At 71.0% G+C, this 20740-nt stretch carries 21 protein-coding genes and 2 pseudogenes; 12 read left to right on the top strand and 11 right to left on the bottom strand.

Features of this window, described 5'->3' with window-relative positions:
- The first annotated feature begins 21 nt into the window (after positions 1-21).
- Positions 22-1575, top strand: coding sequence for a DUF4139 domain-containing protein (locus tag ACIRSS_RS01360; RefSeq protein WP_400889335.1), 1554 nt, complete (start codon positions 22-24; stop codon positions 1573-1575).
- The gene (locus tag ACIRSS_RS01355) at positions 1572-1829 is read left to right on the top strand and encodes a hypothetical protein (RefSeq protein ID WP_400893451.1); all 258 of its coding nucleotides are present in this window, start codon (positions 1572-1574) and stop codon (positions 1827-1829) included. The genes ACIRSS_RS01360 and ACIRSS_RS01355 overlap by 4 nt, the downstream gene beginning before the upstream one ends.
- On the opposite strand, the pseudogene ACIRSS_RS01350 reads toward ACIRSS_RS01355, so the two are convergent.
- The 4 genes and pseudogenes from ACIRSS_RS01350 to ACIRSS_RS01335 form a co-directional block, all read right to left on the bottom strand.
- A pseudogene (locus ACIRSS_RS01350) lies at positions 1746-2009 on the bottom strand (very short patch repair endonuclease); the annotation flags it as partial. The gene ACIRSS_RS01355 and the pseudogene ACIRSS_RS01350 sit on opposite strands and share 84 nt — an antisense overlap.
- 324 nt (positions 2010-2333) lie before the next feature.
- A complete protein-coding gene (locus tag ACIRSS_RS01345; RefSeq protein WP_400889332.1) occupies positions 2334-2765 on the bottom strand; it encodes a CBS domain-containing protein in 432 nt (143 codons plus the stop codon).
- A gap of 102 nt (positions 2766-2867) precedes the next feature.
- Positions 2868-3314: a hypothetical protein gene (locus ACIRSS_RS01340; RefSeq protein WP_400889330.1), complete on the bottom strand. Its 447-nt coding sequence runs from the start codon at positions 3312-3314 to the stop codon at positions 2868-2870.
- Entirely contained in the window at positions 3311-4717 is a 1407-nt protein-coding gene (locus tag ACIRSS_RS01335; protein ID WP_400889327.1) for a PLP-dependent aminotransferase family protein, read from the bottom strand. Before ACIRSS_RS01335 ends, ACIRSS_RS01340 begins: the two co-directional genes overlap by 4 nt.
- A gap of 77 nt (positions 4718-4794) precedes the next feature.
- Here ACIRSS_RS01335 and ACIRSS_RS01330 point away from each other — a divergent pair, with 77 nt between their 5' ends.
- Positions 4795-5367 carry a TIGR03086 family metal-binding protein gene (locus ACIRSS_RS01330; protein ID WP_400889325.1) on the top strand — a complete coding sequence of 191 codons (573 nt, stop codon included), beginning with the start codon at positions 4795-4797 and terminating at the stop codon, positions 5365-5367.
- Here ACIRSS_RS01330 and ACIRSS_RS01325 read toward each other — a convergent pair.
- Positions 5360-6340: a neutral zinc metallopeptidase gene (locus tag ACIRSS_RS01325; RefSeq protein ID WP_400893330.1), complete on the bottom strand. Its 981-nt coding sequence runs from the start codon at positions 6338-6340 to the stop codon at positions 5360-5362. The two genes, ACIRSS_RS01330 and ACIRSS_RS01325, sit on opposite strands and share 8 nt — an antisense overlap.
- 127 nt (positions 6341-6467) lie before the next feature.
- On the opposite strand from ACIRSS_RS01325, the gene ACIRSS_RS01320 reads away from it, so the two are divergent.
- Complete coding sequence (locus ACIRSS_RS01320) at positions 6468-8480, top strand: prolyl oligopeptidase family protein (protein WP_400889322.1); 2013 nt, start codon at positions 6468-6470, stop codon at positions 8478-8480.
- Here ACIRSS_RS01320 and ACIRSS_RS01315 read toward each other — a convergent pair.
- Positions 8470-8784, bottom strand: coding sequence for a multidrug efflux SMR transporter (locus tag ACIRSS_RS01315; protein WP_285454102.1), 315 nt, complete (start codon positions 8782-8784; stop codon positions 8470-8472). The genes ACIRSS_RS01320 and ACIRSS_RS01315 overlap by 11 nt on opposite strands.
- Positions 8784-9395 (bottom strand): FMN-dependent NADH-azoreductase, encoded by a 612-nt coding sequence (locus ACIRSS_RS01310; RefSeq protein ID WP_400889318.1) that lies wholly within the window; start codon positions 9393-9395, stop codon positions 8784-8786. The genes ACIRSS_RS01315 and ACIRSS_RS01310 overlap by 1 nt, the downstream gene beginning before the upstream one ends.
- A 77-nt stretch (positions 9396-9472) precedes the next feature.
- Here ACIRSS_RS01310 and ACIRSS_RS01305 point away from each other — a divergent pair, with 77 nt between their 5' ends.
- Entirely contained in the window at positions 9473-10012 is a 540-nt protein-coding gene (locus ACIRSS_RS01305) for a TetR/AcrR family transcriptional regulator (RefSeq protein ID WP_400889315.1), read from the top strand.
- Here ACIRSS_RS01305 and ACIRSS_RS01300 read toward each other — a convergent pair.
- Complete coding sequence (locus tag ACIRSS_RS01300; RefSeq protein ID WP_400889312.1) at positions 10009-10743, bottom strand: ferritin-like domain-containing protein; 735 nt, start codon at positions 10741-10743, stop codon at positions 10009-10011. The genes ACIRSS_RS01305 and ACIRSS_RS01300 overlap by 4 nt on opposite strands.
- A 101-nt stretch (positions 10744-10844) precedes the next feature.
- Here ACIRSS_RS01300 and ACIRSS_RS01295 point away from each other — a divergent pair, with 101 nt between their 5' ends.
- The 7 genes and pseudogenes from ACIRSS_RS01295 to ACIRSS_RS01265 all read left to right on the top strand — a co-directional run bounded on the left by ACIRSS_RS01295 (position 10845) and on the right by ACIRSS_RS01265 (position 15719).
- On the top strand, positions 10845-11003 hold the full coding sequence (locus tag ACIRSS_RS01295; protein WP_400889309.1) for a ribbon-helix-helix domain-containing protein: 159 nt from the start codon (positions 10845-10847) through the stop codon (positions 11001-11003).
- Positions 11000-11314: a VOC family protein gene (locus tag ACIRSS_RS01290; protein WP_400889306.1), complete on the top strand. Its 315-nt coding sequence runs from the start codon at positions 11000-11002 to the stop codon at positions 11312-11314. The genes ACIRSS_RS01295 and ACIRSS_RS01290 overlap by 4 nt, the downstream gene beginning before the upstream one ends.
- Position 11315: 1 nt before the next feature.
- Positions 11316-12725 (top strand): MFS transporter, encoded by a 1410-nt coding sequence (locus tag ACIRSS_RS01285; RefSeq protein ID WP_400889303.1) that lies wholly within the window; start codon positions 11316-11318, stop codon positions 12723-12725.
- A 250-nt stretch (positions 12726-12975) separates the two neighbouring features.
- Entirely contained in the window at positions 12976-13737 is a 762-nt protein-coding gene (locus tag ACIRSS_RS01280) for a hypothetical protein (protein WP_400889300.1), read from the top strand.
- 319 nt (positions 13738-14056) lie between these two features.
- Positions 14057-14822, top strand: a pseudogene (locus ACIRSS_RS01275) (FAD-dependent monooxygenase).
- Positions 14746-14931, top strand: coding sequence for a hypothetical protein (locus tag ACIRSS_RS01270; protein ID WP_400893449.1), 186 nt, complete (start codon positions 14746-14748; stop codon positions 14929-14931). Before ACIRSS_RS01275 ends, ACIRSS_RS01270 begins: the two are co-directional and overlap by 77 nt.
- Positions 14928-15719 (top strand): oxaloacetate decarboxylase, encoded by a 792-nt coding sequence (locus ACIRSS_RS01265; RefSeq protein ID WP_400889298.1) that lies wholly within the window; start codon positions 14928-14930, stop codon positions 15717-15719. Before ACIRSS_RS01270 ends, ACIRSS_RS01265 begins: the two co-directional genes overlap by 4 nt.
- Before the next feature lie 34 nt (positions 15720-15753).
- Here ACIRSS_RS01265 and ACIRSS_RS01260 read toward each other — a convergent pair whose 3' ends face one another.
- The 3 genes from ACIRSS_RS01260 to ACIRSS_RS01250 form a co-directional block, all read right to left on the bottom strand.
- Positions 15754-18570, bottom strand: a complete 2817-nt coding sequence (locus ACIRSS_RS01260; RefSeq protein ID WP_400889295.1) for a vitamin B12-dependent ribonucleotide reductase — start codon at positions 18568-18570, stop codon at positions 15754-15756.
- A gap of 31 nt (positions 18571-18601) precedes the next feature.
- Entirely contained in the window at positions 18602-19096 is a 495-nt protein-coding gene (gene nrdR, locus ACIRSS_RS01255; RefSeq protein WP_400889292.1) for a transcriptional regulator NrdR, read from the bottom strand.
- An 845-nt stretch (positions 19097-19941) separates the two neighbouring features.
- Positions 19942-20406, bottom strand: coding sequence for a LysM peptidoglycan-binding domain-containing protein (locus tag ACIRSS_RS01250; protein ID WP_400889290.1), 465 nt, complete (start codon positions 20404-20406; stop codon positions 19942-19944).
- Positions 20407-20740 lie beyond the last annotated feature (334 nt).

Raw genomic sequence — 20740 nt, 5'->3', positions numbered from 1 at the left:
CAAGAGACTAACGTCGGGGGCATGCCGACCGTGGAAGCGCCGATCGCCGCCGTGACCGTCTACCCGCAGCAGGCCCGGATCACCCGCCGGGGCAAGGCCCCACTCGACGCCGGGTCGCGCCTGACGTTCGCCGGGCTCCCCCTGTCCCTCGACCCGGCTTCGGTGCGCGTCACCGGGACCGGTCCCGCGCTGATCACGGGCGTCGACGTCCGCACCGAGCGGCACGCTTCGCCGGCCGACGCCGCGTTGCGAGCTTTGGTGGAGCAGCGGCGCGCGGACCAGGCGACGCTCGACGGCGTCGTGGACGACGAAGCGGCCGAAGCGATGAAGGTGGATCTGCTGACTTCGCTCGCGAAGCGCAGCGGCGGCAGCTTCGCAAAGGCGCTGGCTGCCGGGACAGCGGAGCCGTCGCGCGTAACCGAGGTGACCGACGCTTTGAGTTCGAGGCTGGCGTCGGCTTTGAAGGCGCGGCGGGTGTTGTCCGATCGGATCACCCGGCTGCGCGAGGACCTCGCGGCGTTGGATCGGCGGATCGAGTCCCACAGCGCGCAGTCCGAAGAGGACAGTACGTCCGTGGTGGTGGAGCTGGAGATCTCGGACACTTCCGGATCGGCCGAGCTGGAACTGTCCTATGTGGTCCCGGGAGCGAGCTGGGAACCGGGATACGACGTCCGGGTTCGCGGTACGGACGTCACGGTGATGTCGTACGGGCTGGTCAGCCAGTACACGGGCGAGGATTGGCCGGAGTGCGAACTCGCTTTGTCGACCGCGCGGCCGGCGGTTTCCGTGGTGGTACCGGAGTTGTCGCCGTGGTTCCTGGACCGCGTCCATCCCGTCCCGGCCGCTCCGGCGGCGGCGTATGGCGGGTCGGGCGGCGGTGTTCCTGATGGAGCGCGGATGCGCTTCGCCGCTGCCGCTCCGGCTATGGCACCGAAGCTGGCTTCGGTCGAGCAGGGGACGACGGCGGTGACGTACCGGCCTTCGCGTCCGGTGGCGGTGCCGTCGGGCGCTTCCGGCCATCGGACCACGTTGGCGCAGCTTTCGCTGACGGCTGAGTTGGGCTACGTGACCGCGCCGGTGTTGGCGGAAGAGGCGTACCTGCGGGCTACGGTCGTCAATACGTCTTCGTTCGCTTTGCGGCCGGGGCGGGCTTCGGTGTTCCATGACGCTGAGTTCGTCGGGACCACGTCTTTGGAGGCTTGGGCTCCTGGGGAGGAACTGGAGCTGGCGTTGGGGGTGGACGACCGGATCCGCGTCGAGCGCGAGCTGGTCCGGCGGACGGCTTCGAAAGCGACTTTGTCGGGGCAGAAGCGGCGTGAGGCTGAGTACAAGATTTCGGTGGGTAACCATGGGCCTCGGGAGGCTGTGGTGACGGTGCTGGATCAGGCGCCGGTTTCTCGGGACGACGGGATAACCGTGAAAGACGTGAAGACGTCGCCGGAGCCGGTGGAGACTTCGGAGTTGGGCGAGTTGACGTGGAAGCTGACGCTTGCGCCGGGGCAGACGGGTGAGGTCAAGCTGTCGTACCGGGTGGATGTGGCCAAGGGTGTCGAGCTGTCCGGCTGGCGGGAGTGATCACCATCAGCGCTTCGGGCCGCTCGACCACGGACGTCCGATTGAACGGCCGTCGACGCTTTCCGGTTTCGCTCGAGCAACCCGATCCGTTCCGCCGCTTCCAGCGGATCTTCGTGTTCCCACACCCTCACGACGAGCCAGCCCAACTCGGTCAGTTCAGCATCGGTGTCGCGATCACGGCGCGCAATCCCGCGCAGTTTCAAGCGCCACCACTTCCTGTTCGCCGTCGGCAAGTGCCCGTGTTGGGGACATGAGTGCCAGAAGCAGCCGTCCAAGAAGATCGCTATCCGTGCGCCACGGAGCAGAACATCGATGCGACGTCGACGGTTCCCGCCCGGCACCGAACTGTCCACGAGGAAGCGCAGGCCCTGTTTGTGCAGTGCGCTGCGCAAAGCGAGTTCCGGCCGGGTACCGGTTCTTCGAGTTCGGGTCATCACGCGTGCGGTCGCCCACGAGGAGGCTGGAGGGGCCGGTCCGGGATCCAGGTGCTGGTACACCTCGTCAGAGTCGCACCGGGGACCGACAAAAACCGGCCGCGAGTACAACCTCGGCCATCTGCGAAGGCAAGCGCGCCACGTGAACGCGATCCGCAGCCCCGCGCTCCACTCGCGGCGTGACGGCTGCGCGAGTGGCGTTCGAGCTCTTGCGGCTCGCACATCTCGCATCGCGGCGAAAGTCAGGGGAAGAGCGGGCCGGGCAGAGCTGCCATGACTGGTCTACCCGGCTTCTCCTCGCCGTCTTCGGAAAGGCTGTTCCGATCAACCCTGGGAGATGTAGGCCTCCAGCTGTTCCTGGCTCTTCTCCAGCTCCTCCATCCGGTTCTTCACCACGTCCCCGATGGACACGATCCCGGCCAGCCGCCCGTCGGCCAGCACCGGGACGTGCCGGATTCGGCGCTCCGTCATCAGCACTGACAGCTGGTCCACCGAGTCGTCCGGGGAGCAGCTCGCCACCAGCTTCGTCATGATCTCCGACACCGGGCCGTCCAACAGGCCCGGGCCGTGGTCGTTCAAACGCCGGACCACGTCGCGTTCCGAGACGATCCCCGCTATCGATCCGTCCGGGGCCACGACCACCATCGCGCCCACGTTGTGTTCGGCCAGGCCGGTCAGCAGCTCGGTCACCGTGGTCTCCGGGGTGACCGTTGCGACCGCCGACCCCTTCTTGCGCAGCAGATCCGCAATCCGCATGGCGATCCTTCCCGTCGGTGAGCTGGATCACCACAGGGTAAGGGTGCCGGGACCTGGGCGAAAGTCCGGCAAACGGGGCGTTTTCGTGGTATTGAAAACGATTCAGCCGAGGCGTTCGGCCAGGCCGTCCAGTGCCGAGCGGATTCCGGCCGCGTAGTCGTCGTCGCAGAGGGCGTCGAGGCGGGCTCGGGCCAGTTCCAGCTGCTCGCGCGCCGCCGTCAGGTCACCCAGTTTGCGGTAGTCCTCACCCAGGTTGAGGTGCAACGACGGGTAGAACCCGCGCACGGCCAGCGACGAGTGGTACTCCTGGGCCCGCGAGTCGGTCAGCGAGTCGGCCGCCGCCAGCGCGCGCAGGTCCCACTCCAGCTCCTCCGCCGGGTCGTCGCAGACGTCGGCCATGTGGTGCGCCAGCGCGACGCGGTGCAGCGGGTCGCCGTCCGGGCCGATCGACGCCCACAACGCCGTGAACGTCGCGTACGCGCCCTCTCGGTCGCCGCCGATGTGCTGCCGGAGACCGGCGTCGATCGCCACCATCACGTCGTCGGTCACGCCGCTCCCCCGTCCGCCAGCTCGCGCAGCCGGGCCAGTCCCGGCCCGATCCGCTCCGTCGCGACCGCACCGTAACCGAACACCAGCCCGTGCCGCCGCTCGCCCACCGCGAAGTCCCCCAGCGAGTACAGCCGGACGCCGTGCCGGCGGGCGCGACGCACCAAAGGCGACAGATCCGACGAGGAAACCGCGCTCACGTGCAGCCCCGCTGAAGACGGCAGCAAACTCAAGAAGGGGAACTCCCCGACCAGCGACGACAGCAGTTCGTGCCGCTCGCGGTAGACCTTCCGCATCCGCCGGACGTGCCGGGCGAAGCCGCCCTCGGCCATGAACGCCGCCAGCGCCGCCTGCTCGACGTTCGGCGCGTGCCAGTCCGTGAGGTACCGGGCCTTCACCAGCGCCGGCACGAGCGACGGCGGCGCGACGAGGAACCCGAGCCGCAACGCCGGCGACAGCACCTTCGAGAACGACCCGACGTACACGACCCGGCCACGGGAATCCAAGCTGTGCAACGGTTCCAGCGGCCGTCCGGTGTAGCGGAACTCCGTGTCGTAGTCGTCCTCGACGAGCACGGCGTCGTGCCGCTCGGCCCAGTCCAGCAGCTCGAGCCGGCGCTCCAGCGACATCGACAGCCCCAGCGGGTACTGGTGCGACGGCGTCACGTAGACCAGCCGCGCCTCGTCCGGGATCGCGCTGACGACGATCCCGTGGCCGTCCACCGGCACCGGCGCCACGCGCACGCCCCGCGCGGCCAGCACCAGCCGCGGCGGCGGGTAGCCGGGGTCCTCGACGGCCGCCACGTCACCCGGACGCAGCAGCACCCGCCCGACCAGGTCCGTCGTCTGCTGGGCGCCGGCGGTGACGACGACCTGCGCCGCGCTCGCCCGGACGTCCCGCGACACCCCGATGTGCCGCGCGATCTCCGTGCGCAAGGAACCGAGTCCCTGCGGGTCGCCGTACGTCATCAAGTCGGCCTGGCCTGCACGCAGCCGCTGCGTGACGAGCCGGCGCCACGTGTCGAACGGGAACCGCGTGAGGTCCGGGACGCCGGGCCGGAAGTCGAACTCCGGGGCCGGCGCGAACGGCGCGGGCGGCGCCGGCACCACGTCCCACTCCGGCAGCGGGCGGACACCCGACACCGAGGACGGCGCGGGCCGGCTCAAGGCAGTAGCCGTGACGAACGTGCCCGCGCCGACGCGCCCGGCGAGGAACCCCTCGGCGGTGAGCCGGTCGTAGGCCGCGCTGACGGTCGTCCGCGAGACGGCCAGCCGCTGCGCCAGCTCCCGCGTCGGCGGCAGCGCCTCGCCGGGCCGGATCCGGCCGTCCAGGATCGCCGCGCGCAGCTGCCGGTAGATCGCGTCGCGGTGCCCGCGCGTGCCGGTCAGGTCGATGTGGACGTCCATCACCCCAGATTGGCACACCGGAAGACGCACGGATTTGGCACTTCTCGTGATCCGCTCCCCCGCCTAGCGTGCGAAGCATGGATCTCCGCGAACTCGACCGCCGCACCCTGCTCGTCCTCGACAAGATCGTCGCCACCGCCCAGCCGGACGACCTCCGGCGCCCGACCCCGTGCGCCGGCTGGACCCTGGAAGACCTGCTCCGCCACCAGGTGAGCGAGAACCACGCCTTCGCGACCGCGGCCCGCGAAGGCTCGGCCCCGGACTGGGACACCGGCGACCTCGGCGACGACGCCCGCGCCGCCTACCAGGCGTCCGTCGACGACTTCCTCGAAGCCTTCGCCGACGACGCCGTGCTGGAGCGGCAGCTCACGATCAACCACTTCGGCACGTTCCCCGGCACGATCGCCGCGCACATGCACCTCGTCGACACCGTCGCGCACGGCTGGGACCTGGCCCGCACGCTCGGCCTGCCCTACGAGCCCGACGCCGACGCCGTGCACGCCGCCCTGCAGCTGGCCGAACGGATCCCGGACGAGGGCCGCGAGAAGAACGGCTCCTTCGCCCACAGCGTCGCGACGGCACCGGACGCGAGCGAACTGGACCGGTTCCTCGCGCTGCTCGGCCGCGACCCGGCCTGGACCGTCAGCTGATGTCGGCGGGCGCGGCGCTCCACGTGTCGCACGCCTTGGTGTTCTTGCCGTCGTAGCCGGCCTTCGCCCACGTCAACTGGTGCTCGCGCGAGCCGTGCGTGTCGCTGTCGTTGGCGCGGCCGTAGTCGGCGACGGCGGCGTTCGCCAGCGAGCGGCTGACCGAGCCCGTGCCGGCGACCGCGGCCAAGAACAGCGCGCCGAAGCAGTTCGCCTGCAGCTCGATGCGCCGGACGACCTCCTTGTCGGCCGCGGTGTCCTCGTTCGGCGAGGTCATCTTGTCCGCCGCCGCGGCCAGGATGCCGCTCTCGCGCTGCACGTGGTGGCCGTATTCGTGGGCGAGCGTCGCGATGTGGCGGGCCTTGTTGAGCCCGGCGTCCGACAGCATCCAGTCGGTCGGGGCGTAGATCGTGGTGTCGCCGCCGCAGTAGTAGGCGACGGCTTCGTTCTCCGTCGGCGCCGCGCCGCACGCGCTGTGCTCGGGCAGCGTCACCGAGACCGTCGCGGTCAGGGTCGGCTCGTTCGCCTTCTCCAGCGCCGGGCGCCACGACTGCTCCAGGCAGTCGACGAGCGCGCCGTAGTAGGCCTTGAGCTGGGCGGGCGCCCGGCCGAGGTCGGGCAGCGCGCACGTCGCGGGCCCCGGAGTGATGCCGGTCGAGAGCAGCGGGTTGCGCGCCAGCTCGGGCACGGGCTTCGCGGGCTTGCCGTCCGAGCCGCCGCTGTACGCGCGGCCGGTGTCGACGCCTTGGGCGATGTACGCGTGGCCGTCGACGCGGTGCGGGATGGTGGCCGCGATCAGCGAGATCGCCAGCACGACGACGAGGACCCCGGCCACGGCACCCCAGAGCCGGCTGCGCGGCGGGGCGATCGGGACGGGCGGCGCGGCGGCCCAGTTCGGCGCCCAGGGGTTGGGCTCCGGGGCCCACGCGGGTTCCGGTGACCGGTCCCCGGCCGGCGGCGCGGGAAAACCGAACATTCCGTCGTCGTTCACGTTCTCCCCCTGCTCGGTGGCACCAGCATACGGACCCCCGGAGAGGGAAGGATCACGAAACGAAAACGCGTCCCGGTGGCCACCAGGGCCTCGAGCGGGCGAAACTGTCGGAATGAGTGTCGAGGATCCCTACCTGTGGCTGGAAGACGTGACCGGCGACGACGCGCTCGGCTGGGTGCGCGCCCGCAACGACGAGACGCTGGCCGAGCTGACCCGCGGCGCGCGCTTCGCCGAGCTGCGTGACGAGCTGCGCGAGGTGCTCGACGCCGACGACCGGATCCCGTACGTCCGCCGCCGCGGCGAGTTCCTCTACAACTTCTGGCAGGACGCGAGCCACCCGCGCGGCCTGTGGCGGCGCACGACGCTGGAGTCCTACCGGCAGGCCGAGCCCGAGTGGGAGCTGCTGATCGACGTCGACGCGCTGGCCGAGGCCGAGGGCGAAAACTGGGTCTGGCAGGGCGCGACCGTGCTGCGGCCGGACTACCGGCGCGGCCTGGTCGAGCTGTCCCGCGGCGGCGCGGACGCGACGGTCGTGCGCGAGTTCGACCTCGACGCGCACGAGTTCGTCGAGGGCGGCTTCACCGTGCCGGAGGCCAAGACGCGGATCGGCTGGATCGACGAGGACCGCGTCTACATCGGCACCGACTTCGGCGAAGGCACGCTGACCAGCTCCGGCTACCCGCGGCTGGCCAAGGAGTGGCGCCGCGGCACGCCGCTCGAAGAAGCCGTCACGGTCTACGAGGGCAAGCCCGACGACGTCTCGATCGGCGCGTCCCACGACCCGACCGAGGGCTTCGAGCGCGACTTCGTCAGCCGCGCGATCGACTTCTACCGCTCCGAGCTGTACCTGCGCACGCCCGAAGCGCTGGTCAAGATCGACATCCCGGACGACGCGAGCGCGTCCGTCCACCGCGAGTGGCTGCTGGTCCGGCCGCGCACGGCGTGGACCGTCGACGGCACCGAGCACCCCGCCGGGTCGCTGATCGGCATCCGGTTCGACGACTTCATGGGCGGCGAGCGCACCTTCACGACGCTCTTCACCCCCGACGACCACACCTCGCTCGACTACTGGGCCTGGACGCGCCACCACCTGCTGCTCGGTACGCTGCGCGACGTCCGCACCGAGCTGCGCACCCTGACCCCCGGTCCGGACGGCTGGCACGAGGAACCGCTGTCCGGCGGTCCCGAGTTCGGCAGCGCGGACATCTTCGACACCGATCCCGACGTCAGCGACGAGTACCTGCTCAACTCCAGCGGCTTCCTCCAGCCGTCGACGCTGAGCTACGGCCACGTCGGCGAAGAGGTCGAAGTCCTGAAGCAGGCTCCGGCGTTCTTCGACGCTTCGGGCATGAGCGTCGCGCAGTACTTCGCGACGTCGGAGGACGGCACGAAGATCCCGTACTTCGTCGTCCGGCCGTCCGGCGCCGAAGGCGGGCCGACGCTGCTGACCGGCTACGGCGGCTTCGAAGTCTCGCTGACGCCGTCCTACAGCGGGATGATCGGCCGCGGCTGGCTCGCGCGCGGCGGCACGTACGTCGTCGCGAACATCCGCGGCGGCGGCGAGTACGGGCCGAGCTGGCACACGCAGGCGATCAAGGCCGAGCGCCACCGCGTGTACGAGGACTTCGCTTCGGTGGCCACGGACCTCGTCGAACGCGGCATCACGACGCCGGACAAGCTCGGCATCCAGGGCGGCAGCAACGGCGGCCTGCTGATGGGCGTCATGCTGACGCGCTACCCGGACCGGTTCGGCGCGATCGTCAGCCAGGTGCCGCTGCTGGACATGCGCCGCTACCACCTGCTGCTGGCCGGCGCGTCGTGGATGGCCGAGTACGGCGACCCCGACGAAGGCGCGGAGTGGGAGTACATCTCGAAGTACTCGCCGTACCAGAACGTCCACAGTGGACGTTCGTACCCGCCGTCGTTGTTCGTGACGTCGACGCGCGACGACCGCGTGCACCCCGCCCACGCCCGCAAGATGGTGGCGCGCATGCGTGAGCAGGGGCACGACGTCCGCTACCACGAGAACATCGAAGGCGGCCACGGCGCCGCGGCGGACAACGAGCAGCTGGCGTTCAAGTGGGCGCTGGTCTTCGAGTTCCTGTGGGAGCAGCTCACGAAGTGACGCGGGCGAGCACGACGCCGCCGACGATCAGGGCCAGCGCGGCCACCCGGCCGACGCTGAGCGGGTCCTTGCTCACGACGACGCCGAGCACGATCGCGCCGACGGCGCCGATCCCGGTGAACACCGCGTAGGCGGTGCCCACCGGGACGGTGTCCATCGCGCGCGACAGCAGGTAGACGGCCGCGGCGCCGAGCACGAAGCACAGGAGCGTCGGCCACGGCCGCGTGAAGTTCTCCGTCGGTTTGATGCTCTGCGACCAGGCGATCTCGACGAGCCCGGCGAAGACGAGCGTCACCCAGCCCATCAGAGCGCCTTCAGCGCCGCTTCGCGCGAAGCGACCCGCTCGCCTTCGCGCGCCGCCAGGTGCGGGTCGACGAGGGCGTTGGTCAGCTCGGCGTGCACGAACCGGACGTCGTCGACGTCGTAGTGCCCGGCGATGAAGTCGCGCAGGTAGCGCTCGTGGTGGTCGAACGGGGCTCTCGGCGTGCCCGGCGCGTACGTCCCGCCGCGGGCGCCGGCGATGACGAACGCCTTGCCGCGCAGGGACATCCGCGGGAACGTCACCTGGTCGATCCAGGTTTTGAGCGCCGCGGGGATCGAGAAGTTGTACATCGGCGCGCCGATCAGGACGACGTCGGCCTCCAGCAGTTCCGCCAGCAGGGGTTCGACGATCGCCCAGGCCTGCTTTTGCGAGGGCGTTTCGACGACGTCGGCGTAGTGCGCCGGGTCGGTGATCCCCGCGGTGAGCAGGGCGTCGCAGATCTCGGTCCACGCCTCGCCGATCACCGGGACGGGGTCGGCGGCGAGGTCGCGGTAGGTCCGGGTGCCCGGCCAGGCGGCGGCGTAGCGCGCGGTCAGCTCGCGCGAGAACGACGTGCGGCGGGCGCTGGAGTCGAGGTGCAGCAGGTGGGTCACGGTTCCTCCTCAAGTGGACGCGGTGTCCGCTTGACGTCAACTGGACGCCGCGTCCGCTTATTCCCTAGGCTGCCGCCATGCCCGAACGCGCCGACGCGGCCCGCAACCGCGCGAAGATCCTCGAGGCGGCGGAGGAGCTGTTCACCGCCCGCGGCGCGGCGGACGTGACGATGGAGGACATCGCACGTGCGGCCGGCGTCGGCCGGGGGACGCTCTACCGCCGCTACCCGGACCGCGCGTCGATCGCCGTCGCGCTCCTGGACGAGCACGAGCGCCGGCTGCAGGAGTCCCTGCTGCGCGGCGATCCGCCACTGGGCCCGGGCGCGCCGCCGGCCGAGCGGCTGGCGGCGTTCTACGCGGCAATGGTGGAGCTGCTGGAGCGACACGCGCCCCTGGTGCTGGGGACGGAGGTCGGCCACTCCCGCTTCACGACGGGGGCGTACGGCTTCTGGCGCACGCACGTCAAGGGGCTGGCGGCGGGCGCCCCGGATCCCGACGTCCTGGCCGACGTCCTGCTGGCGCCGCTCGCCCCGGAGCTGTACCTGCACCAGCGCGCGCGGGGGGTGACGCCGGAGCGGATCACGGCGTCGCTGACGGAACTGGCGCGGTTGCTTTAGACGAGACCGCGCGGCCTCGCCCGCTTCGGGACGTACCGCGGTTTCGGCTTCGGCTCGTCGCCACGGATTCGCGAGAGGGCGGCTTCGAAGGCGGTGAGCACGTCGGCGACGAAGACGAGCCGTCCGACGCCGAGCCGGTGCAGCGCCGGGCCGTGGTCGGCGGCGACGGTGACCGCGACGCCGACCAGCAGCACCCGCCAGGTCCCGAACACCGCGGCGCGCACGGGTTTCGAGAGGCCGGCGAACCCGATCCGCAGGCGGTGGCAGTGGAAGGGCACGTGCCGCTCCTCGTCGGCGAGGATCCGGGCCGCGACCTGCGTGACGAGCGGGTCGCGGCTGCCGTCGCGCAGGGCGCGGTAGTACCGCAGCGCGACGACCTCGGCGATGAGCAGCACCATCAGCTCCAGCCGCAGCCCGAGGGCCCGCCGCAGCCGGACGAACACGGTGTCGGACCAATGCCGTTCTATCGTCGGCACTCCGGCGGCATTCAGGAGCGCGGCGAGCATCCGCGCGTGGTTCTGTTCCTCGGCGACGAAGAGCTTGACGGCGGCGAGGTAGTCGCCGTCACCGGCTTTCGCGATGAGGTTGGCGCCGTCCCCGGCCTCGCCGACCTGGAAGCGCTGCACGCTTTTCGCGACGTCGGGGTGGAGCCGGGCCCCGCGCCCCCAGGGCGGGTCCGCCCGGCCGCGACGGCGTTCGGCTTCCGCTTCGAATTCCCGCAACCAGTTCATCGGGTCCGATGATGCCGGGTCGTCGTGGACTTCCCGGGCGCGTCCGGTGGAGATCCCGTGGAGGTTGACGCGCTAGCTATATAGGATGCTAGCATCCTGTCATGGCGGACAAGGACGTCAAGCAGTTCAACGTGTACCTCCCCGTGGACCTGATCCGGGAGGTCAAGCACCACGCCGTCGACCACGGACAGTCCCTCTCGGCCCTCGTGACCGAAGCCCTGCGCCAGTACCTGGCCAACACCGAAGGAGACCCGCGATGACCATCGAAGCCGTGTACCTCGAGACCCACAACTGGGGCAAAGCCGCCAAGTTCTTCCAGGCCCTGGGGTTCGAGCTCGACTTCGCCACCGACCACAACTCGGGGCTCCTGCGCAACGGCGACGGGCCCTACGTCTTCGTCGCCGAGGTGCCCGAAAGCCGGCCCACCGGGATGAAGATCGTCGTCAAGAGCGAAGAAGTCACGCCCGACGTCGAGGTCGTCTCCCCCTTCGAGGACACCCACTTCGGGACCCGCGAGATGACCGTCCGCGACCCCGACGGGCGGGAGTGGATCCTGCAGGCCGGGAGCTGACGTGCGGCGCACCCTGGGGATGCTCGTCGTCATGACCGGCGTGCTGGTCGCCGCCGTCGACGGGACCGTCGTGGTGCTCGCCCTGCCCGCCATCCAAGCCGACCTCGGGGTCGGCCTGGACGCGCTCACCTGGGTGGTCGTCGGCTACCTGCTGGTCGTCACGGTGCTCGCGACGCAGCTGGGCCGGCTCGGCGACCTCTTCGGCCGGGTGCGGATGTACCGGGCCGGGTTCGCGGTGTTCGTCGCCGGCTCGGTGCTGTGCGCCCTCGCCTGGGACGCGGGGTCGATCATCGGGTTCCGCGTCGTGCAGGGGCTCGGCGCGGCGCTGATCGCCGCCAACAGCGGCGCGATCATCTCCGAGCTGTACCCACCGGCCGAGCGCGGACGCGCCTACGGGTTCAACGCTCTCGGCTACTCGGTCGGCTCGGTCGTCGGCGTGCTGCTCGGCGGGGTCATCGTGACGTCGGTGTCGTGGCGGTGGATCTTCTGGGTCAACCTGCCGATCGGCGCGGCGGCACTGGTGCTGGCCCTGCGCGTCCTGCACGACCGCGGTGAGCGGACCCGGCCGCGGCTCGACCCCGCCGGCATGGTCACCCTCGGCCTCGGCCTGTCCGGGGTGGCGTGGGCGATGACGTCGCTCGCCGCGCAACCACCGCGGTGGACGCACTTCGCCTTCCTGGCCGGCGGCCTGGTGCTGCTCGCGGTCTTCGTGGTCATCGAACTGCGGCACCCGGCGCCCACCGTGGACCTGTCGCTGTTCCGGATCCCCGCCGTGGCGCCGTCCCTGCTGGCGGCCCTGCTCCAGGGGCTCGGCAGTTTCGCGGTGCTGTTCCTGGTGATCATGTACCTGCAGGGGTCGCGCGGGCTGAGCCCGATCGACGCGTCGCTCCTGCTGCTGCCGGGCTATGTGCTCGGCGCCGCGGCCGGCCCGTACGCCGGACGGCTGGTGGACCGCTTCGGGCCGGTGCTCCCCGCGACCGGCGGGCTCGCCCTGTCGGTCGTCGCGCTCGTGGTCTTCGCGCGGATGACGACGACCAGCGGCCTGTGGCTGCCGGCGCTCGGCAACGTCGTGCTCATGATCGGCGGCAGCTTCTTCTACCCGGCCAACAGCGCCGCGGTGATGAAAGCCTGCCCGCCCGAGCGGCTGGGGATCGCCTCGGGCGTGCTGCGGACGTTCGCGAGCGTCGGCATGGTGCTGTCGTTCACCACGGCGATCCTCGTCGCGGCCCAGGCGGTTCCGCGCGGCACGGCGTTCGCGATCTTCGTCGGTACGGCCGGTTTGGACGGTCCACTCGCGACGGTCTTCACCGAGGGGCTGAGCACGGCGTTCGCCACCCTGACGGTGGTCATGGCCGCCGCCGCGTTGCTGTCCGCGGTCCGCGGCCGCCGGATCGAACCGATTTCCGGATAAACCCGGGACTACCTGAGCGTGTGATTTCGCGCGATTCACACCGCCAACATTTCCGCGTCCGGCCTACGCTGTTCCCCCGCCTTTTCGCCGTTGTCCTCCGGCGGGCGGGTTCGCCGCACCGATCGGGTATCGACGCAGGTCAGACGGCCGCATCGCCCGGTACCGTCCGAAGTGGGCAGATGTTCTGTCCCGGCACCCGGAACCCCGAGAATTCCCGGGTGCCGCAGCCAGGAAGGAACCCCGATCACTCATGTCCACATTGCGTCGACTCGCCTTCGCGGGCGCAATCGCGGTGCCGATTTCCCTCGTCATCGCCGGCCCTTCGTCGGCCACACCGCTCGACGGCCCCTATGAGCCCTGGAGTCCCTGGAGCCACTTCGAAACGTCCGGCAGCTACGCCGGGATCGGCGGCGCGGCCACGACCGACACCGAGGGCGGTTCCGACTGGTGGGGCCACCACTGGTCGGAGGAGGACACCGCCTACGCCGGCATCGGCGGTGCGGCCGTGATCCACGGCGAGCACTCCGGCGCCGACGAAGAGGACTGCGACGACGACGGCTGGACCGGCCACGGGAACGACTGGGACGACAACGATGGCGACGCCGTCGTCGTCCATCACCAGCACCACCACGCCGTGGCCCACCCCGACCCGGTGGCACCCGCCGAGCACGTCGTGCACACGCGGCCGGTCCACCACGAAGACGCCGACGACAACGATGACGCCAGCTACGTCGCCCACACGCATTCGGCCGACATGAACGGCGCGACGTCGGCGCACATCGCGAGCCACGCCGGTGACCACCACGCCAGCTACGAGGCCGGCTCGCTGACGGCCGGCCCCGGCGGCGCGTCCTCCGAGGGCGTCCACTCGCTGGCCCTGCCCGGCTACGCCGGTTACCACAACTGGTACGCCGCCGCGGGCGCCGACGGTGCCGCCGTGCACTCGGTGTCGTCCGTGGCCGACGCCGTCGACGGCTACCACCACTACAGCCACGACTACGACGAAGGCTGACCGATCCCGCTGACGAGCCGGGCCGCGCGAACCGCGGGCCCGGCTCGTTCGCGTTCAGCGCCGCGGCGCGCGGACCGCGATGCCGTCGAGCACGATGGCCATGCCGAAGGCGAAGACCTCCTCGGCGGTCCGGTCCGCCCCCTCGATCACCCGCGCCACCCGCCGCGCCGAACAGCCCGAACGTCGCCGCGTCCCGGCACAGCCCGAGCGTGCTGCGCGGCACCTGCCCGCGGGACCGGCTCGACAAGGTGCTCCTCTCCGCGGCCCGTGAGCGCGGCGCGAAGGTCCGGGAGGGCGGCGGACCGAGCACCCCGGCTACCTGGTCGCGGCCGACGAGGGCCGCAGCGAGGTCCGGACGTCACTCGGCATCGGCACGACGGGGCCCGGGCGCGCTCGGGCAGCCGCTGCTGAACATCCTGTTCCGTGCCGATCTGACGCCGTACACGAAGGGCCACCACTTCGCGAACTGCACGCTCGGACGCCCGAGGCACCCGGGATGCTGGTGACCGTCGACGCCGAAAAGGACTGGGTCTTCCACACCGATCGCGGCGACGAGCCGGTGGACGCCTTCCCGCCGGAACGCTGCGCCGCGCTGAACCGGGCCGTGGTCGGCGTCCCGGACCTGGCCGTCGAGGTGCTGAGCGTGCTGCCGTGGCGGGTGCGCGGGCTGCTGGCCGACCGGTTCCGCGCCGCCGCTCGGGGCGTTCGGCGCGAACACCGGCATCGCCGACGCGCACAACCTGGCGTGGAAACTGGCCACGGTCCTCGACGGCACCGCGGGCCCGGCGCTGCTGGACACCTACGAAGCCGAACGCCGTCCGGTGGCGGCGCTCGCGCTCGACCAGGCGCCGCCCGCGCCGCCGCGGGCGTGGTCAACGCGCCGGTCGTCCACCTCGGCTACCGCTGCGACTCCGCGGCGGTGCTCGGCGCGCGACCCGGACTGCCGTCCACAGAGGACGTCGTGCTCGACGGGACGCCCGGGTCCCCCACGCGTGACTCGCCGTCGGCTTGTCTACTTTGGACCTGGTCGGCCGGCGGCTCATCCTGGTCAGCGGGCCCGGCCGCGACTGGCCACGGACGGGTGACTTCGACGTCCACATCGAAGACTGGCTGCGCGCCACGGGCATCGCGGACAGCGGCGCGGTGAGCGAGCCGTTGTCCGGCGGCCGTCGCGGGAGGAAGCTGAACGCATGACGACTGCCGACGACTTCCGGGCCCTGCACGAGCGGCCCGAGCCCTTCCTGCTGCCGAACCCGTGGGACGCCGGGACGGCTCGGCTGCTGGCCGGGCTCGGTTTCGACGCGTTGGCCACGACGAGCCTCGGCGTGGCCAACGTGGTGGGCCGGACCCGCGCGACCCGCGCGGAGATCCTGGCCAACGTCCGGGAGATCGCCGACGCGACGCCGTTGCCGGTGAACGCCGACCTCGAGAACGGGTTCGCCGACGACCCGGCCGAAGCGGCGAAGATGATCGACGCGGCCGCCGACACCGGCGCGGTGGGCGCGTCGATCGAGGACCAGTCGAGCGACCCGGACAGCCCGATCTACGACTTCGGCTTGGCGGTCGACCGGGTCCGCGCCGCGGTGGAGACGGCGCGGGCTCGCTCGGTGGTGCTCACGGCCCGCACCGAAAACCAGCTGTGGGGCGCGAACGACTTCGCCGACACGATCAAGCGTCTGCAGGCGTTCGGGGAGGCGGGCGCGGACGTGCTGTACGCGCCGGGCCTGCGGACGCTCGACGAGATCCGCGCGGTGGTGTCGTCGGTGGGCAAGCCGGTCAACGTGGTGATGGGTTTCGCGGACCCGTCGATCACGCTGGAGCAGCTGGCGGAGGCGGGAGTGCGCCGGATCAGCATCGGCGCGGCGTTGTCCCGGCTGGCGTTGAAGTCCTTCATGGACGGTGCCCGGGAGATGAAGGCGGGCCGGTTCGGGTTCGTGGCCGACCTGCCGCCGATTTCGGAACTGCAGCGGGCGTTCCGCTGACCCGGGTGGCACCCACCCGGGTCAGCGGAGACCGTCAGCTACAACCGGACGTCGCGCCGCAGCCTTCGCACGCGTAGCACGAGCCTGCCGGGCGCATCTTCGTTCCGCACGTCATGCACAGCGGGGCGTCCGCCGCCTTGCCGAGGCGCAGCTCCATCAGCTCCGTCGTCGTCTGGGCCTCGCGGTGCGGGTGCTCCGGCTCCTCCGCGTGCGGCTCCGGCGAGGAGTCCACTGTGGTGCTCAGCGCCTCGAGGTCGACGTTCGACCCGCCGCCGTAGGTCGCTTCGACCTCCGCCGACCGCTCGTCCGCCGACAGGATGCCCAGCTGCGAACGCTTCTCGTACGGCAGGTAGTCCAGCGCCAAGCGGCGGAACAGGTAGTCCATCACGCTCGTCGCGATCCGGATGTCCGGGTCGTCGGTCATGCCCGCCGGCTCGAAGCGCAGGTTCGAGAACTTCGAGACGTAGAACTCGAGCGGGATGCCGTGCTGCAGACCGACCGAGATGGACATCGAGAACGCGTCCATCACGCCGGCCAGCGTCGAGCCCTGCTTGCCGAGCTTGACGAAGATCTCGCCGAGGCCGTCGTCCGGGTACGAACCCGCCGTCAGGTAGCCCTCCGCGCCGCCGACGGTGAACGACACCGTCTGGCTCGGGCGCTTCTTCGGCAGGCGCTTGCGCACCGGCCGGTACTCGACGACCTTCTCCGGTTCGGCGACCGCCGTTTCCTTCTTGGCCGTCGAGAGCGGCTGGCCGACCTTGCAGTTGTCGCGGTAGATCGCGAGCGCCTTGAGGCCCAGCTTCCAGCCCTGGAAGTAGATCTCCTCGACCTCTTCGACCGTCGCCGACTCCGGCATGTTGACCGTCTTCGAGATCGCGCCGGAGAGGAACGGCTGCACCGCCGCCATCATCCGGACGTGGCCCATCGGCGCGATCGAGCGCTCGCCGACCGCGCAGTCGAACACCTCGTAGTGCTCCGGGCGGAGCCCCGGCGCGTCGACGACGTGGCCGTGCTGCGCCACGTACTCGACGATCGCCTCGACCTGCTCGGCCGGGTAGCCCAGCGCCTCGAGCGCGCGCGGCACCGTCTGGTTGACGATCTGCATCGAACCGCCGCCGACGAGCTTCTTGAACTTGACCAGCGAGAAGTCCGGCTCGATGCCGGTCGTGTCGCAGTCCATCATGAAGCCGATGGTGCCGGTGGGCGCGAGCACCGACGCCTGCGCGTTGCGCCAGCCGTGCTTCGTGCCGATGTCGATGCCCTTCTTCCACTCCTCGGTCGCCAGCGCGCGGACCGCGGCGTCGTTCGAGTGGTAGGTGCGGACGAGCTCGTTGGCCGCCGCGTGCTTGCGCATCACGCGCTGGTGCGACTCGGCGTTGCGCGCGTAGCCCTCGTACGCGCCGACGACCTGGGCCATCTCGGCCGAGCGGCGGTACGAGACACCGGTCATCAGCGACGTGATCGCCGCCGCGAGCGCGCGGCCGCCTTCGGAGTCGTACGCGTGGCCCAGCGCCATCAGCAGCGCGCCGAGGTTCGCGTACCCGATGCCGAGCTGGCGGAACTTGCGCGTGGTGTCGGCGATCGGCTCGGTCGGGAAGTCGGCGAAGCAGATCGAGACGTCCATCGCCGTGATGACGAATTCGACGGCGCGCGCGAACAGCGGCGCGTCGAAAGTGCCCTCGGGCGTGACGAACTTGAGCAGGTTCAGCGACGCGAGGTTGCAGCTCGAGTTGTCGAGGTGCATGTACTCGCTGCACGGGTTCGACGCGGTGATCCGGCCCGACTCGGGGCAGGTGTGCCAGTCGTTGATCGTGCCGTCGTACTGGATGCCCGGGTCGGCGCACTCCCACGCGGCCTGGGCGACGCTGCGGAACAGCTTCTTCGCGTCGGTCCGGTCGATGACCTCGCCGGTGAGCCGGGCGCGCAGGCCGAACTCGGTGCCGTTCTCGACCGCCTGCATGAACTCGTCCGACACGCGGACCGAGTTGTTCGCGTTCTGGTACTGCACGGAAGAGATGTCCGCGCCGGAGAGGTCCATGTCGAACCCGGCGTCGCGGAGGACCTTGATCTTCTCCTCTTCGCGCGCCTTCGTCTGGACGAACTCCTCGATGTCCGGGTGGTCGATGTCGAGCACGACCATCTTCGCCGCGCGCCGGGTGGCGCCGCCGGACTTGATGGTGCCCGCGGACGCGTCGGCGCCGCGCATGAACGAGACCGGGCCGGACGCGGTGCCGCCGGAGGTCAGCAGCTCCTTGGAGGAGCGGATGCGGGAGAGGTTGAGGCCGGCGCCGGAGCCGCCCTTGAAGATCAGGCCTTCCTCGCGGTACCAGTTGAGGATCGACTCCATCGTGTCGTCGACCGCGAGGATGAAGCAGGCGCTGACCTGCTGCTTCGACGCCGTGCCGACGTTGAACCAGACCGGGGAGTTGAAGCTGAAGACCTGGTGCAGCAGCATCCAGGTGAGCTCGTGCTCGAAGATCTCGAGGTCCTGCGGCGAAGCGAAGTAGCCGTGGTCGCGCGCGGCCTTGACGTAGGTCTTCACGACCCGGTCGATGAGCTGCTTGAGGCTGCGCTCGCGCTGCGGGCTGCCGACGGCGCCGCGGAAGTACTTGCTGGTGACGATGTTGGTGGCGTTGACCGACCAGAAGTCGGGGAACTCCACGCCGCGCTGCTCGAAGTTGACCGAGCCGTCGCGCCAGTTCGTCATCACGACGTCGCGCTGTTCCCAGGTCACCTGGTCGTAGGGGTGCTTCCCCTCGGTGGTGAAGACGCGCTTCACGCTCAGCCCGCCGGCCGGCTTGCTCTTCTTGCCGGCGGCCGTGCCGGCCCCGGTTCCCACGGTTTCGGTCATCGGTCGAACCCTCACTCCCGCAGCGGGACGGTCAATTACCGTCTTCGCGCTGATCGCTCTCCTCCGGCGCAGCAGAACCCGCCATGGCCTCACGAAGATCGGCTATCTCCTTCTCGAAGTCCTCGACCGAGGAGAAGGAGCGGTAGACGCTGGCGAACCGGAGGTAGGCGACCCCGTCGAGCTCACGCAGCGGGCCCAGGATGGCCAGGCCGACCTCGTGACTCGGGATCTCCGCCAGACCGGCGGAGCGGATGGACTCCTCCACGCGCGCTGCGAGCTGCTGCAGCGCGTCGTCGTCGACCGGCCTGCCCTGGCAGGCGCGGCGGACGCCGCTCACCACCTTGTCCCGGCTGAACTGTTCGGTGACCCCGGACCGCTTGACGACGGCGAGCACCATCGTCTCCGAAGTCGTGAACCGCCGCCCGCACGACGCACAAGAGCGCCGCCGGCGGATCGCCTGGCCTTCATCCACCTCTCGGGAGTCGACGACCCGGGAGTCCGCATGCCGGCAGAACGGGCACCTCATCCGCCGATCACCTTCCCCTCCTCGCCGGCCGCCCCGGTCGACGCCCTCCGGCCACCATGCACCCCTGCACCTGGTGATCGTTTTGTGGACATCCGGTGGGTAAACGCCGACCAGCTGTGGACAACTGCTGCCCAGTCTACCCCAACCTGTGGACCAACTACAGCGGTGTAACTACTACATATAGCGGGCGAGCGTAGAACCCGGCGGGGGTGTGCGCAAGCGACGCGGCCGGTGCCGGACCCACCCGGGTGAGGGCGGGGTGGCGCTCCCGACGGGAGTGGAGCGGCCGCCGGGAGAGGGTTGCGGGGCAGTCGCCCTGGTGGAGGCGGGGTTGCTCTGTTCGGGTGGCGCGACGGGGCGCTTCGGTGGGCGGTTTGGATCGAGCGCGAGGGCGTTTTCGGGGTCGGCGGTTTCACCGGGCCGGGTGATTTCGTGACGGGCGCCTCAGCGCTCGGCGCGGGTCGGCCGGGGCAGGCGCGGCGTGCGCTCGGAGACAACGCCCGTCGCCGACGGCGGCTCGGACGCGAGGCCAGGTCGGCACACAAGGGCCGACGCGACCGCAGCTCCCGAGCGAAGCGCGGCTCAGACAGGAGGCTCGACCGGCACACAACGGCCGACGCGACCGCAGCTCAGTGCAGCTCGGACGCGAGGCTCGATCGGCACACGGGGGCCGGCGCGATCCGCGGCCGTGCCGCCAGCGCGAAAGCGCGGCCTGCGCACGAACCTCGGCACGCTCGTCACCGGCAGCGGCCCAGCGCAAGGCTCGAGCGCCACGGGAACCGGCGCCCTGCCTCAGTCCAGCCTCGACCGCACCCGCTCGTCCCGGCCCCGCGGCCGGGGAGCGATCACGGCGCGGGAATGTCGGCGACCGGGACCGTCAGCGGCAAGCCCGGAACCAACACAGCGCCGTCCAATCGGTTCAGCTGCTTGATCCGGGCCACGACCGCACCAGTGTCACTGTCCGGCGCGAACCTCGCCGCGATCGACGAGAGCGTGTCGCCCTGACCCACCGACACCGTGGCCGTCTGCGCCGGGACCGGGGCTTCCGCCGCCGCTCCGCCGAACAAGCCCAGTCCCGTGACCACCAGGCAGCTCGCCACCGCCAGCGCCGCCAGCCACGGCCAGCGCACCGGGACCCGGCGGGGCGCCGCGCACGGCGCGCCGGCCGGACGGCGGCCCGCCACGACCCTCGCGCGTGTCGGCGGGCGCTGGACCTCGCCGCGGCGGCCGCGCAGGACGCGGACGGGACGGGGCTGTGCCGGGACCGGGGTCGCCGGGCGGGCGTGCCCGCGTTCGGCCAGAATGGACATCCGAACCTCCTCGAAACCCTGTGTCCGCCCGTTTCCGGGGCCGGTGCCGGCCCGTGGATCAAGGTCGAACAGGCGTTCTATCGAACGCCCGTGCGAAGGTCTACCACCTACCACCGACAAAATCGAGCGGACACGGCGTGTCGATCGAACAGATGTTTGAAATCGTCGTGCCCGGGGGCTAACGTCGGTGACCAGGGCATCTGCCGGGCAGATGCCGCCGGCGAGGCTGCCCGCACCCGGCGGGCGGCGGCCGGCGCGCGATACGTGCAGCGAACGTCTGGGAGGCGACGCAGTGGCGAAGGAGAACAAGGCGGGCAGGACCAGTGGGTCCCCC

It is taken from the genome of Amycolatopsis sp. NPDC101161, assembly GCF_044768185.1.
Taxonomy (GTDB): Bacteria; Actinomycetota; Actinomycetes; order Mycobacteriales; family Pseudonocardiaceae; genus Amycolatopsis.
Note: the sequence above shows the minus strand (reverse complement) of the source record. Positions and strands in the feature narration are given on the sequence as shown.

Bases quoted from the DNA above. Each gene is read 5' to 3' on its own strand.
- ACIRSS_RS01360 (WP_400889335.1), top strand. From the start codon at position 22: ATGCCGACCGTGGAAGCGCCGATCGCCGCCGTGACCGTCTACCCGCAG.
- ACIRSS_RS01345 (WP_400889332.1), bottom strand. From the start codon at position 2,765: ATGCGGATTGCGGATCTGCTGCGCAAGAAGGGGTCGGCGGTCGCAACG.
- ACIRSS_RS01335 (WP_400889327.1), bottom strand. From the start codon at position 4,717: ATGGACGTCCACATCGACCTGACCGGCACGCGCGGGCACCGCGACGCG.
- ACIRSS_RS01330 (WP_400889325.1), top strand. From the start codon at position 4,795: ATGGATCTCCGCGAACTCGACCGCCGCACCCTGCTCGTCCTCGACAAG.
- ACIRSS_RS01325 (WP_400893330.1), bottom strand. From the start codon at position 6,340: ATGTTCGGTTTTCCCGCGCCGCCGGCCGGGGACCGGTCACCGGAACCC.
- ACIRSS_RS01320 (WP_400889322.1), top strand. From the start codon at position 6,468: ATGAGTGTCGAGGATCCCTACCTGTGGCTGGAAGACGTGACCGGCGAC.
- ACIRSS_RS01315 (WP_285454102.1), bottom strand. From the start codon at position 8,784: ATGGGCTGGGTGACGCTCGTCTTCGCCGGGCTCGTCGAGATCGCCTGG.
- ACIRSS_RS01305 (WP_400889315.1), top strand. From the start codon at position 9,473: ATGCCCGAACGCGCCGACGCGGCCCGCAACCGCGCGAAGATCCTCGAG.
- ACIRSS_RS01300 (WP_400889312.1), bottom strand. From the start codon at position 10,743: ATGAACTGGTTGCGGGAATTCGAAGCGGAAGCCGAACGCCGTCGCGGC.
- ACIRSS_RS01295 (WP_400889309.1), top strand. From the start codon at position 10,845: ATGGCGGACAAGGACGTCAAGCAGTTCAACGTGTACCTCCCCGTGGAC.
- ACIRSS_RS01290 (WP_400889306.1), top strand. From the start codon at position 11,000: ATGACCATCGAAGCCGTGTACCTCGAGACCCACAACTGGGGCAAAGCC.
- ACIRSS_RS01280 (WP_400889300.1), top strand. From the start codon at position 12,976: ATGTCCACATTGCGTCGACTCGCCTTCGCGGGCGCAATCGCGGTGCCG.
- ACIRSS_RS01265 (WP_400889298.1), top strand. From the start codon at position 14,928: ATGACGACTGCCGACGACTTCCGGGCCCTGCACGAGCGGCCCGAGCCC.
- ACIRSS_RS01260 (WP_400889295.1), bottom strand. From the start codon at position 18,570: ATGACCGAAACCGTGGGAACCGGGGCCGGCACGGCCGCCGGCAAGAAG.
- nrdR (WP_400889292.1), bottom strand. From the start codon at position 19,096: ATGAGGTGCCCGTTCTGCCGGCATGCGGACTCCCGGGTCGTCGACTCC.
- ACIRSS_RS01250 (WP_400889290.1), bottom strand. From the start codon at position 20,406: ATGTCCATTCTGGCCGAACGCGGGCACGCCCGCCCGGCGACCCCGGTC.